This window comes from Rahnella rivi, from assembly GCF_019049655.1.
In the GTDB taxonomy this organism is placed as follows: domain Bacteria; phylum Pseudomonadota; class Gammaproteobacteria; order Enterobacterales; family Enterobacteriaceae; genus Rahnella; species Rahnella rivi.
The window spans coordinates 153,943-166,269 of sequence record NZ_JAFMOX010000055.1 but is presented as its reverse complement, the minus strand read 5'-3'; the positions used below and the strand labels follow the sequence as shown (position 1 = coordinate 166,269).

General features: G+C 53.4%; 10 protein-coding genes. 5 read left to right on the top strand and 5 right to left on the bottom strand.

Translation table 11 applies throughout. The features are described from left to right. Positions 1-20: 20 nt before the first annotated feature. Positions 21-890 carry an alpha/beta fold hydrolase gene (locus tag J1779_RS09645; protein WP_238485118.1) on the bottom strand — a complete coding sequence of 290 codons (870 nt, stop codon included), beginning with the start codon at positions 888-890 and terminating at the stop codon, positions 21-23. A 457-nt stretch (positions 891-1,347) separates the two neighbouring features. Between J1779_RS09645 and J1779_RS09640 the strand changes: the two genes are divergently transcribed. Together J1779_RS09640 and dadX are read left to right on the top strand one after the other, a co-directional pair. After that, positions 1,348-2,649 (top strand): D-amino acid dehydrogenase, encoded by a 1,302-nt coding sequence (locus J1779_RS09640; RefSeq protein WP_122095203.1) that lies wholly within the window; start codon positions 1,348-1,350, stop codon positions 2,647-2,649. A gap of 72 nt (positions 2,650-2,721) precedes the next feature. Continuing rightward, positions 2,722-3,795: a catabolic alanine racemase DadX gene (gene dadX, locus J1779_RS09635; protein WP_217203649.1), complete on the top strand. Its 1,074-nt coding sequence runs from the start codon at positions 2,722-2,724 to the stop codon at positions 3,793-3,795. Positions 3,796-3,804: 9 nt separating this feature from the next. Here dadX and J1779_RS09630 read toward each other — a convergent pair whose 3' ends face one another. Beyond that, positions 3,805-5,001 carry a multidrug effflux MFS transporter gene (locus J1779_RS09630; RefSeq protein ID WP_122095622.1) on the bottom strand — a complete coding sequence of 399 codons (1,197 nt, stop codon included), beginning with the start codon at positions 4,999-5,001 and terminating at the stop codon, positions 3,805-3,807. 164 nt (positions 5,002-5,165) lie between these two features. Further along, a complete protein-coding gene (gene nadE / locus J1779_RS09625; RefSeq protein ID WP_217203648.1) occupies positions 5,166-5,993 on the bottom strand; it encodes an ammonia-dependent NAD(+) synthetase in 828 nt (275 codons plus the stop codon). A gap of 449 nt (positions 5,994-6,442) precedes the next feature. Between nadE and J1779_RS09620 the strand changes: the two genes are divergently transcribed. Both J1779_RS09620 and J1779_RS09615 read left to right on the top strand, forming a co-directional pair. Then, the gene (locus tag J1779_RS09620; RefSeq protein ID WP_056770295.1) at positions 6,443-7,207 is read left to right on the top strand and encodes a DUF481 domain-containing protein; all 765 of its coding nucleotides are present in this window, start codon (positions 6,443-6,445) and stop codon (positions 7,205-7,207) included. Positions 7,208-7,469: 262 nt separating this feature from the next. Beyond that, complete coding sequence (locus J1779_RS09615; protein WP_122095209.1) at positions 7,470-7,631, top strand: hypothetical protein; 162 nt, start codon at positions 7,470-7,472, stop codon at positions 7,629-7,631. A 70-nt stretch (positions 7,632-7,701) separates the two neighbouring features. Here J1779_RS09615 and J1779_RS09610 read toward each other — a convergent pair whose 3' ends face one another. Together J1779_RS09610 and yeaG are read right to left on the bottom strand one after the other, a co-directional pair. Beyond that, entirely contained in the window at positions 7,702-8,976 is a 1,275-nt protein-coding gene (locus J1779_RS09610) for a YeaH/YhbH family protein (RefSeq protein WP_056770300.1), read from the bottom strand. A 34-nt stretch (positions 8,977-9,010) separates the two neighbouring features. Continuing rightward, complete coding sequence (gene yeaG / locus J1779_RS09605) at positions 9,011-10,945, bottom strand: protein kinase YeaG (RefSeq protein ID WP_056770303.1); 1,935 nt, start codon at positions 10,943-10,945, stop codon at positions 9,011-9,013. 551 nt (positions 10,946-11,496) lie between these two features. Here yeaG and J1779_RS09600 point away from each other — a divergent pair. Next, positions 11,497-12,246, top strand: a complete 750-nt coding sequence (locus J1779_RS09600) for a MipA/OmpV family protein (protein WP_056770306.1) — start codon at positions 11,497-11,499, stop codon at positions 12,244-12,246. The last annotated feature ends 81 nt before the right edge of the window (positions 12,247-12,327 follow it).

The window sequence follows — 12,327 nt, the reverse complement described above, 5'->3', positions numbered from 1 at the left end:
GTTCAGGGGCGGCGGGGGGGTTAACTGCGGATAAACGCCAGCAGATCCTGATTGATTTCCTCTTTGTGCGTGCTGCACAGGCCATGCGATGCGCCCGCATAGACTTTACTTTTGCCGTCCGGCAGAAGTTTCAGCGCGGCTTCGCTGGAGGACACCGGCGGCACGATTTGATCGTCGTCGCCGTAAATGACCAGCGTCGGGATGGTCATCTTTTTCAGATCTTCGCGCTGGTCGGTTTCCGAAAACGCTTTCACACAGTCATACAGGGATTTGATTGACCCCTGCATTCCCTGAAGCCAGAAACTTTCGCGCAGCCCTTCGGACACCTCGGCACCAGGACGGTTGAAACCATAAAATGCGTCGGGCAGATCGCGGAAGAACTGTGAGCGGTCTTTCTGCACACCGTCGCGAATGCCGTCAAAAACGGAAAGGGGTAAACCGTCAGGGTTAAAATCCGTTTTGATCATGATCGGCGGCACCGCTGCAATCAGCACCGCTTTTGCCACGCGCGAGGTGCCGTGACGGCCAATGTAGCGGGCGACTTCACCGCCGCCGGTAGAGTGCCCGACGTGCACCGCGTCTTTCAGATCCAGGTGCGCGGTTAACTCGGCCATATCATCGCCGTATTGATCCATGGTGTTGCCGTCCCACGACTGCGAGGAACGGCCATGCCCGCGGCGGTCGGCGGCAATCACGCGATATCCGTTGTTAGCCAGAAACAGCATCTGATCTTCGAAGGCGTCTGAGGTCAGTGGCCACCCGTGGCTGAACACCACCGGCTGCCCGCTTCCCCAGTCTTTGTAAAACAACTGCGTACCATCTTTAAGTGTCAGAAAGTTTGAATTATTCACACATCGTCCCCTCAGGCTGGATGAAAAGTTGCTCAACATGAACCGATCGAAGTGTAGGAGATTTTTTCGCCCGTGGCCGGAAAAGTGATCTGCAGCAAATTTTAGCGGGGTGATAAACGCCACAGGCGTCTGCCCCGCGATCTGCGCAATAAATGAGGGAATATCACTGCGCGACTTCTTTGCAGTGGTTTATTCTGATAAATGGCTTGTATACAAGAATAAATGCCCGTTATGAAAGCCGGGCTGATGGCCTTAAAACTCAGTGACAGCAATGCTGTCATTGCTTTCATAAAACCATAAGTTTCTCTCTGCGCAGCATAAATGTTGCGTGATATCGTTATTTATTTCCGCCTATTGATAAATTTGCTGGTATGAACGATAAATAATTGTGAAACAACTCACGGTTATGAACGCCTGTGTTGGCGATTTTTAACAGTCAGGTTAATTTCCTGTCATCAGAATATTATGCTTTGTTTGGGCGTTGAGTGGAGTCGATATGCGTGTAGTGATTTTAGGCAGTGGTGTGGTCGGTGTCGCCAGTGCATGGTATCTGGCAAAAGCGGGTCATCAGGTGACGGTTATCGATCGTCAGTCCGGCCCGGCAGAAGAAACCAGCGCGGGCAATGCGGGGCAGATCTCACCGGGCTACGCGGCACCCTGGGCGGCTCCCGGCGTTCCGGTTAAGGCGGTGAAATGGATGTTTCAGAAACACGCGCCGCTGGCGATCCGCCTCGACGGCACGCAGTTCCAGCTCAAATGGATGTGGCAGATGCTGCGCAACTGCGACATGAACCATTATCAGACCAATAAAGGCCGCATGGTCCGGCTGGCAGAGTACAGCCGCGATTGCATGAAAGCGCTGCGTGAAGATACCGGCATTCAGTATGAAGGGCGTCAGGGCGGCACATTACAACTGTTTCGTACCGCGCAGCAGTTTGAAAGCGCCGCGAAAGATATCGCCGTGCTGGAAGACGCGGGCGTGCCGTATCAGTTGCTGGAGTCCGCGCAGCTGGCGAGCGCTGAACCCGCGCTGGCACAGGTAGCGCACAAGCTGACCGGCGGGTTACGTTTGCCAAACGATGAAACCGGCGACTGCCAGATGTTTACCCGCAGGCTGGCAGAGATGGCGCGTCAGGCCGGCGTGGTGTTTGAATTTAACCGCACGGTGGATAAGCTGCATGTGGAAAACGGCGAAATTACCGGCGTGCAATGCGGCAATGACATTGTTAAAGCAGATGCTTATGTTGTGGCGTTCGGTTCCTATTCCACCGCGCTGCTGGCCGATCTGGTGTCGATTCCGGTGTATCCGCTGAAAGGCTATTCGCTGACGATCCCGATTACCGATCCCGCTTCTGCGCCAGTTTCCACCGTGCTGGATGAAACCTACAAAATTGCTATCACCCGTTTTGACGACCGTATCCGCGTGGGCGGCATGGCGGAGATCGTCGGCTTCAACCTGAAGCTGGCGCAGGCGCGCCGCGAAACACTGGAAATGGTGGTGAAAGATTTATACCCGAACGGGGGCAATGTCGAACAGGCCACTTTCTGGACCGGTCTGAGGCCGATGACGCCGGACGGCACGCCGATTGTCGGACGCACCCGCATCAAAAATCTGTTCCTCAATACCGGTCACGGTACGCTGGGCTGGACCATGGCCTGCGGCTCCGGCCAGTTGCTGTCAGACATTATGTCCGGCGTGACGCCGGCTATCCCCTCTGATGATTTGTCCGTTGAGCGTTACAGCCCGGACTTCATTGCCCGCCCGGCGGGACCGCATAAAATGCATCCGGTGGGCTGATCCCGCTGCGCATTTCCGCCGGTGCAGCCGCTGTGCTGCACCGGCGTTACTTTGATCACTACCGGAGCTGGTATGCCTCGCCCGATTTCTGCCACTATCTCTCTCTCTGCGCTCACACATAACGTCAATGTCATCCGGGGTTTCGCGCCGGACAGTAAAATCTGGGCCGTGGTGAAAGCCAACGGCTACGGTCACGGCATCGAACGTATCTGGAAAAGTTTATCCGGCGCGGACGGCTTCGCCTTACTCGATTTTAAAGAAGCGATTTTACTGCGTGAATCAGGCTGGGAAGGCCCGATCCTGTTGCTCGAAGGGTTTTTCAGCGCGACAGATATCGCCACCCTCGACCAGTATCGCCTGACCACGTCGGTTCACAGTGAATGGCAGATTGCCGCGCTGGCGCAGGCGCAAGTCAGTCATCCGGTGAACGTCTATCTGAAAGTGAACAGCGGCATGAACCGGCTGGGTTTTGCCCCTGAGCGTATTCCTGCGATGTGGAAAAAACTGCGGGAACTCGGCCAGGTGGGGGACATCACGCTGATGAGCCACTTCGCCACCGCCGACAGCGCCGAAGGCGTGGACGCGCAAATGCAGGTCATCGCCCGGGCTGGCGCAGGGATCGGCGGGCCGCGTTGTCTGGCGAACTCTGCCGCGACGCTGTGGCATCCGCATACCCATTACGACTGGGTGAGACCGGGCATTGTGCTGTATGGCGCATCGCCGAGCGGGCAGTGGCAGGACATCGCCGGTACCGGTCTGCGCCCTGTGATGACGCTGCGCAGCGAGCTTATCGGCATTCAGACGCTGAACAGTGGCGACCGCGTGGGCTATGGCGCACGGTATACGGCGGCGCAGGCTCAGCGTATCGGCGTGGTCGCCTGCGGTTATGCCGACGGCTACCCGCGCCATGCGCCTTCCGGTACGCCGGTCTGGGTGGACGGCGTGCGCACGAGCACGGTCGGGACGGTCTCAATGGATATGCTGGCGGTGGATTTAACGCCATGCCCGCAGGCGCAGATTGGCGCACCGGTCGAGCTGTGGGGGAATCATCTTCCTGTGGATGAGGTGGCAACGGCGGCCGGTACGCTGGGTTATGAGCTGCTGACCGCGCTGGCTCCCCGCGTACCGGTGACGACTGTCGAATAAACAGCCGTATTAACGTTCCAGACGGGTCAGATTGCCCGTTGATTTTTTGCTGGCGCGACGCGCCAGCATCGCCAGACATCCTCCCGCCAGCATGACCAGCGCCACGCTCAGCTTCGGCTGCAACGGCAGTGCCATCGCAATAAACCCAAGTATCGCGCCACCGGCCATCTGTACCGAACCTACCAGCGCTGAAGCGACACCCGCCTCGCTGGAGTAAGGTTCGAGCGCGTAGCTGGTCGCCGGGCCCATCAGGAATGCCAGTCCGGCACAGGCGCTGGCAACCGGCAACATGTATAACCAGGTGGCAGTTTGCTCTGCCGGCGGAACCAGCGTGATCCCCGCAATCAGCCCTAAACAACCGGCGAACATCAGTATGCCCCCCGTTTTCAGACACACCGGACGTCCCACCTTGCGGATTATGCGGTTAGCCACAAAGCTCACCGCCATAATCCAGAAGCCGTTTGCGCCAAAGACGATGGAGAACTCCAGCGGAGACAGCCCGGCAACGTTCATCAGTACCGTCGGTGCCAGCGAAACGTAGGTCAGTGCCATGCCCATGGCTCCGGCATTGACCAGCGCAAAAGTGATGAAACGCGGATCCGATAAAATGCGTGCGTACTGGCGGAACGGCAGACCGCGGTTGGTGAGCGTATCCGCAGGGCGGGTTTCCGGCAGTTTGAAAATGACCAGCAGCAGGATGGCGATCGTATAGCCACTGAGCGCCCAGAAGGGCGCACGCCAGCCGTAAAACTGGGCGATCAGGCCACCTATCAGCGGGGCGAGTGCCGGGATAATATTCAGCGTGCCGTTGAGAAAACCGTAAGCGCGGGCGGCATCGTTGCCGCTCATGCGGTCACGCACGCCGCTGAAAATCACCACCGAGGTGCAGCAGACCGCCAGCCCCTGAACCACACGTGAGAGCAGGAACATCCACGGCGCCACGGACGTGGCGGCGATAATTGCCCCTGCCAGATACACCAGCACGCCGATAATCGCGATCGGGCGACGACCGAATTTATCCACCAGCGGCCCGGCCACCAGTTGCCCCAGCCCCATGACCAGAATGAATAAGGAAATGGAGGACTGAATCACTGCCTCTGAGCTGTCTAAACCCACGGCAATTGCCGGGATGGCGGGCAGGTATAAATCAATACCGAGCGGGCCAAGCAATACCATGCTCAGCAACAGGAAAAGGAATTTTTGCATTGAAAACATCACTGTCAGTCATCCGAAAGGACGATAAGGGTAATGATTTAGTTAATGAATGAAAAGCAACTTGTGACAATCAGGGCGGTGCGGGAGAAGAGCGGGGCGGGAAAAAGCACGGACACGCAGAGCCTGTCCGTGCTGACGCGAGATTTGCCGCGTGATTATTTCTTCCAGAAATCGTCGAACACGGTGACCGGCGGCTGGCGTTTGTGCTCAGTGCGCAGATACCAGCCTTCGATGATTTTCGCCGAAGAGTCGTCGATCTTTTTCCCTTCCAGATAATCGTCGATCAGTTCGTAAGTCACGCCGAGCGCCACTTCATCCGGCAAGGCAGGGCGGTCTTCTTCTAAATCCGCCGTTGGTGCTTTGGTATAAAGGTGCGCCGGGCAGCCCATTTCCCGAAGCAACGCTTTCCCCTGACGCTTGTTCAGACGGAAAATCGGGTTGATGTCGGTGCCGCCATCGCCGTATTTGGTGAAGAAACCGGTCACGGCTTCTGCCGCGTGATCGGTGCCGACCACCACGCCTTTCTTCATGCCCGCAATGCTGTACTGCGCTTTCATGCGTTCGCGGGCTTTTTCGTTACCCTTGATGAAATCGCTGAGTTCGATACCGATTTCGCGCAACGTCGCTTCACTGGCTAACACGGCGTTCTTGATATTGACGGTCAGGACCTGATCCGGCTGGATAAAGGTGATGGCATCCTGACAGTCGGATTCATCGGCCTGCACGCCATAAGGCAAGCGCACGGCAATGAACTGAAAACTGTCATCGGCAGTTTCCGCACGTAATTCGCTAATTGCCGTTTGGCAAAGTTTGCCGGTGAGAGTAGAATCCTGCCCGCCGCTGATGCCCAGTACCAGTGATTTAATAAACGGATGGGCCAGCAGATAATTTTTGAGAAAATCGACGCTGACACGCACTTCCTGCGCGGCATCGATTTGCGGTTTAACGTGCAGAGCCTGAATAATCTCTTGTTGTAAAGCCATTGACCACTCCTCCTGAAGGCTGCCTTCGAGGAACCCGAGGCAAAAAATAAGACGTTATCAGGATAAACCTACCCCGCATCGCTCAAAAGGACAAGATTCAGCAGATCGTTCGGCGCAAATCTGTACGCTGCCGGACGCCGCTTCTGCGCATCAGGATGCAGTCATGACGTTCACGCCCTGAAACGAAAAATCAAGGCGGGAAAGTGTAATGATTGCGTTTTTTTATGGCAGGAAGTTATGCAAAAAATATAAGTGGTTAGGAACTGTCTAAAAAGGTCGCTTTATTAAGATCTCGCGGGCTGAGTACGTTATATTTGTTGCGGTAAAAATAGTTGTATGTATGTGCCATCGAAACGGAGTTGCCAGGCTTGATTAACGGATCCTAATTAATGGCATAAATCGTGTAGTTCAATATCGTTATTTGCCTTAAGTCTTATTGGGGAAGCAAAATGTTTTTTCGGGTTGTACGTCGTTTACCAGCGTGTGCCGTAGTCTGCGGTGCAGCGCTGTTCAGTATCTCAAGCCTTGCAGACACTACTATTTTCACTGCGTTAGATGATCCCGCTCAGGCGAAGAAGCCGTTCGTAGGGAATGTTCAGGCGGGTTACAGTGCACAAACCGGTAACACCAGCAACTCCACGCTGAATGCCGATACCACCATGACCTGGTTTGATACCAACACCGCTTACAGCTTGTGGGGTTCTGCACGTAACACCTCCTCTTCCGGTGTCCGTTCATCCGAGAAATATCAGGCCGGTGCGCGTACCCGTTACAATATGGACAACGCTAACTACCTGTTTGGTCAGGCAAGCTGGCTGAGTGACCGCTACAACGGTTATCGCGCGCGCGATGTAGCCACCGTCGGTTACGGTCGTCAGATCTGGAGCGGTCCGGTCCACACGCTGAATCTGGAAGCAGGTCCGGGTGTGCGTCATGATGAATTCCAGGCAGGCGGCAATTCCACCCGTGCGCTGGCTTACGGCTCAGGCACTTACGGTTATCAGATCAGCGATACCGCGAAGTTCACTCAGGGCGTTTCAGTATTAGCGAACGATGAAACCACGCTGAACTCCGAAACCGCGCTGACCGTTGCCATCAACAGCCACTTCTCTTTGAAAGTGGCTTACGACGTGACGTACAACACCAAACCACCTGCCAGTGCGCCGGATAAAACCGACACCGTCACTTCTGTGAACCTGGTGTACGGCATGTAATTTTCCCGCCGGGAAGAAGAATTTAAAAAGCCAGAGGAGCAATCTTCTGGTTTTTTTTTGCTTGTGACGGGCGATAAACCTCTGTTCATTCCTTTCTACACTGCTCGACGTTTTCCGCCTTTAATAATAAATTACGTAAAAGTTCGGTAAAAAAACAAACTCTCCTCAAAATCTGCCGATAACTACCTCATCATATTGTCTTGCAGATTAACGGGAGCACAGCCTGAAAAATTCAAATTTGGCATTTGAGGAAGCATGCAGAATGGTAGGCGAGTGCTGCCTGATGTTTGCATCGAATGGGGAGGAAATCAGCCGGGCACGGGTGGCGTTATGGCTTGCCCGCGCCAGAGAAGAAGCCCCGCAGATGAACGGTGAGCAGGAGGATCCGCTGCTACTGGCGATTAACTTCCTGAAAGGGGGATGAGCGAAATGACACTGTCATGAACAACAAAAAAGCCGGCATCTGTGCCGGCTTTTGACATTTCTGGGTTCGGTTATCCGTTTTCAGTTTGTTTATGGAAAAGCTCCCTGAAGACCGGATAAATATCTTCCTGTTCACGGATATGCTGCATCGCGAAATTACCGAATTTCTGCTGCAACACTTCGTATTCACGCCACAGCGTCTGATGGGCGCGGCGGGTGATTTCGATATAACTGTAATAACGCACCATGGGCAGGATCTTCTGCGCCAGAAGCTGGTGGCACAGAGGGGAGTCGTCAGCCCAGTTGTCGCCATCGGAGGCCTGCGCGGCGTAAATGTTCCACTGCGCCGGATCGTAACGTTCCTGAATGACTTCATCCATCAGTTTCAGTGCGCTCGACACGATGGTGCCGCCGGTTTCCTGCGAGTAGAAGAACTCCTGTTCATCCACTTCTTTTGCCTGTGTATGGTGACGGATATAGACCACATCGACGTTTTTATACGTCCGGCTCAGGAACAGATAGAGCAGAATGTAAAAACGTTTGGCCATGTCTTTGGTCGCCTGATCCATAGAACCCGAGACATCCATCAGACAGAACATCACCGCCTGGCTTGAAGGTTCGGCGCGACGCTCATAGTTGCGATAACGTAAATCAAAGGTATCGATAAACGGCGTTTTAGCGATTTTCGCCCGCAGCTCAGCAATCTCTTTGCGCAGCCGTTCCTCTTCCAGTAACTGTGCTGGTTCGCTGATTTCCACCTCAGAAAGCGTCGATTCCAGTTCACGCAGCTCCCGTTTTTTACCGGCCGTCATCGCCGTTCGGCGTGCCAGTGAATTTTGCAAAGAACGCACCACGCTGATGTTGGCCGGCACACCGTTAGAGGTATAACCGGAGCGATGGGTTTTATATTCATTCAGCTGTTTATGCTGATTTTTTTTCAAATTAGGCAGCGCCAGATCTTCAAATAACAGATCGAGATATTCGTCTTTGGAAATCTGGAAGGAGAATTCATCTTCGCCTTCACCGTCCTGGCTGGCATCGCCCTGACCACTGCCGCCGCCACCGCCCCCTTGCGGTCGCTCGATGCGGTCATTCTGCACAAAGTGGTCATTGCCGGGGTGAACACGGTGGCGTAAGCCACCGCGGCCCTGATGGAACATGGGTTCATTGATATCCGCATTGGGGATCGACACTGACTCCCCGCTGTCGACGTCGGTAACCGAACGCTTGTTAATGGCCTCGGCAATCGACTGTTTGATTTGCGACTTATAGCGGCGCAAAAAGCGCTGGCGGTTAACCGCGCTTTTATTTTTGCCATTAAGCCGACGGTCAATAAAATACGTCATATTTCCCCCAAACGGCGTTGCCAACGATCCCCTGTTACGAGGATTTTCTCACGCGCAGATACCATTCACACAGCAGGCGAACCTGTTTGCGTGTATATCCTTTCTCCATCATTCTGTCGACAAAATCATCATGTTTCTTCTGTTCATCGGTCGACGTTTTGGCATTGAACGAAATAACCGGCAGTAACTCCTCGGTATTGGAGAACATTTTTTTCTCGATGACCGTGCGCAGTTTTTCGTAACTGGTCCAGTTCGGGTTACGGCCGCTGTTATTGGCACGGGCACGCAGCACGAAGTTGACAATCTCATTACGGAAATCTTTTGGATTGCTGATCCCGGCGGGTTTTTCGATTTTTTCCAGCTCGGCATTCAGCGATTCACGGTCAAACAGTTGTCCGGTATCCGGGTCGCGATACTCCTGATCCTGGATCCAGAAGTCAGCGTAAGTGACATAACGGTCGAAAATGTTTTGTCCATATTCGGAGTAGGATTCCAGATAAGCGGTCTGGATCTCTTTGCCGATAAACTCAGCGTATTTCGGGATCAGATAGCCTTTCAGGTGCTCCAGATATTTTTCAGCAACGTCCTGCGGGAACTGTTCGCGCTCGATTTGCTGTTCCAGCACGTAGAACAGATGCACCGGGTTGGCCGCCACTTCCACATGGTCAAAGTTGAACACGCGGGAGAGGATTTTAAACGCGAAACGCGTGGACAGCCCGTTCATGCCTTCGTCCACGCCCGCATAATCGCGGTATTCCTGATAAGACTTGGCTTTCGGGTCGGTATCTTTCAGGCTTTCACCGTCGTATACCCGCATTTTGGAATAGCTGCTGGAGTTTTCCGGCGTTTTCAGGCGGGAAAGAATCGAGAAGCGGGCCAGTGTTTCCAGGGTTCCCGGCGCGCACGGTGCATGAGAAAGCTCACTGTTGCTGAGCAGTTTGTCGTAGATTTTCATCTCTTCGGACACGCGCAGGCAGTAAGGGACTTTCACGATGTAGACACGGTCAAGGAAGGCTTCATTATTCTTGTTGTTACGGAACGTCACCCATTCAGATTCGTTGGAGTGCGCCAGAATAATGCCGTTGAACGGCAGGGCGGAAATGCCTTCAGTACCGTTATAGTTACCTTCCTGCGTCGCCGTCAGTAACGGGTGCAGCACTTTAATCGGTGCCTTGAACATCTCGACGAATTCCATCACACCCTGGTTAGCACGGCACAGCGCGCCGGAATAACCGTAGGCATCAGGATCGTTTTGCGCGTGGTTTTCCAGTTTACGGATATCCACTTTCCCGACCAGCGCGGAGATGTCCTGGTTGTTTTCATCGCCGGGCTCGGTTTTCGCGATAGCGATTTGTTCGAGGATCGACGGCCAGACTTTCACGACTTTGAATTTGGTGATGTCGCCGCCAAATTCGTGTAAACGTTTCGCGGCCCACGGCGACATGATAGTGCCGAGGTAGCGCGGAGGGATGTTGTATTCTTTTTCAAGAATGTGCGCATCTTCCTGCGGATTAAACAGACACAGCGGATGATCGTTTACCGGGCTGCGGTCGCCGTTGGCGCTCAGCACATAAATCGGTACGCGTTGCATCAGAGATTTCAGCCGTTCGGCCAGTGAGGATTTACCGCCACCCACCGGGCCCAGTAAATAGAGGATTTGTTTCTTTTCTTCCAGGCCCTGCGCGGCATGTTTCAGGTAGGAGACGATCTGTTCGATGGCCTCTTCCATACCGTAAAACTCTTCAAATGCAGGGTAACGTGCAACAACACGGTTCGAGAATAAACGCGACAGGCGAGGTTCAAGCGCGGTATCTACCATCACTGGTTCACCGATTGCCATCAACAGACGTTCCGCCGCATTGACATAAGCACTGCGATCTTGCCGAGCAATGGTAAGAAATTCCTGCAGTGTGAACTCTTCGTCCTTGGCAGCCTCATAGCGCTGGCGATAATGGTCAAATATGTTCATACGATGCCCGTCCTTCGTTATTTTACCTTTCGTTCCTGGGATCGCGTCTGCCATTCCAGTGACTGGGGTAAAGCACAGGTTAATGAGAGCGTAAATCTGGATCTACACAATCGCTCCCGGAAGAAAGATCCCACCTGAATACAGCAACCCTTATGCCAACTTGCAGAACCCCTTGGATGCAGACAGTTGCGAATGACTAAAAACTGTCTTAAATCGGTGGAGCGGGCAACCGGTTCAGGCTAAGTCTTTCATCTATTTATAAGCGTAGTTTGGCATTAGAAAAATTTCCTCTCTGCTTCTGGCGTTTTTTAAGTCATATCAATGACTCAGTTCCTGCAAATCGTCTGAAAAGCCTTACAGGACGTGCCTTCAGGGCCGAAAGTGTTTTCTTTAGTCATTTTTATTTCATATTTTGCAGATAAATTATGCGATCGCCTCTGTTTTACTGAGTAAAGCTGTCTCAGCACAATCTGAAAAACTGTAAATGCTAAGCGCAATGTTTAACGTTCATTTACACTAGCCACGATTTTTTACTTAATGGAATTAAGACAATGAAAATTTCAAACCTTAAAACACTGTCCATCGTGGGCGCGGCAGTGCTTTGCAGCCATGCAGCCGTGGCTGGCACCTGGTCACTCGGCGCATCCGCGCTGGGCGACGTCAACCCGTATCGCGGTTATGACAATAAAGTCTTGCCAGTGCCAATTGTCTCTTACGAGGGGGATGATTTTTATTTCAAATCACTGACTGCGGGTTACTACCTGTGGAAAGACGATAAGAACAAGTTCAGCGCGACCACCACATACGTACCTTTCGGGTTTGACCCGGATGACAGCGATGACAATCAGATGAAACATCTGAACAAACGTCGCGGCACCTTATACGCGGGTCTGGCGTATTCACATATCGAAGACTGGGGTACGCTGCGTGCTACCTTCAATGGCGATGTATTGAATAACAGTAACGGTTTGCTGGCTGATGCGGCGTACCTGTACCCGATCCGCCAGGATAACTGGGCGCTGATCCCGGGCTTTGGTGTGATGTACAACAGCAGCAATCAGAATGACTATTACTATGGCGTTACCAAGGGTGAATCACGTCGCAGCGGCCTGAGCAGCTATTCCGCCGATGACAGCTTCAGCCCGTACGCTGAGCTTTCTGCACGTTATAACTTCACCCGCGAGTGGCAGGCATTCTTCACCGGCCGCTATATTCGTCTGGCGGATGAAGTGAAAGACAGCCCGATGGTCGATAAGTCATATTCTGCGATTATCTGGACAGGTGTTACTTACACCTTCTGATGCAATGCACCGCGACGGTGAACATATTGCACATTAATGGGGCGTTTCGCCCCATTTGCACATTTAGAGTTCAGTGAGCTT

Excerpts from the sequence above, each read along its gene's own strand:
- J1779_RS09645 (WP_238485118.1), bottom strand. The coding sequence starts at position 890 with ATGTTGAGCAACTTTTCATCCAGCCTGAGGGGACGATGTGTGAATAAT.
- J1779_RS09640 (WP_122095203.1), top strand. The coding sequence starts at position 1,348 with ATGCGTGTAGTGATTTTAGGCAGTGGTGTGGTCGGTGTCGCCAGTGCA.
- dadX (WP_217203649.1), top strand. The coding sequence starts at position 2,722 with ATGCCTCGCCCGATTTCTGCCACTATCTCTCTCTCTGCGCTCACACAT.
- J1779_RS09630 (WP_122095622.1), bottom strand. The coding sequence starts at position 5,001 with ATGCAAAAATTCCTTTTCCTGTTGCTGAGCATGGTATTGCTTGGCCCG.
- nadE (WP_217203648.1), bottom strand. The coding sequence starts at position 5,993 with ATGGCTTTACAACAAGAGATTATTCAGGCTCTGCACGTTAAACCGCAA.
- J1779_RS09620 (WP_056770295.1), top strand. The coding sequence starts at position 6,443 with ATGTTTTTTCGGGTTGTACGTCGTTTACCAGCGTGTGCCGTAGTCTGC.
- J1779_RS09615 (WP_122095209.1), top strand. The coding sequence starts at position 7,470 with ATGGTAGGCGAGTGCTGCCTGATGTTTGCATCGAATGGGGAGGAAATC.
- J1779_RS09610 (WP_056770300.1), bottom strand. The coding sequence starts at position 8,976 with ATGACGTATTTTATTGACCGTCGGCTTAATGGCAAAAATAAAAGCGCG.
- yeaG (WP_056770303.1), bottom strand. The coding sequence starts at position 10,945 with ATGAACATATTTGACCATTATCGCCAGCGCTATGAGGCTGCCAAGGAC.
- J1779_RS09600 (WP_056770306.1), top strand. The coding sequence starts at position 11,497 with ATGAAAATTTCAAACCTTAAAACACTGTCCATCGTGGGCGCGGCAGTG.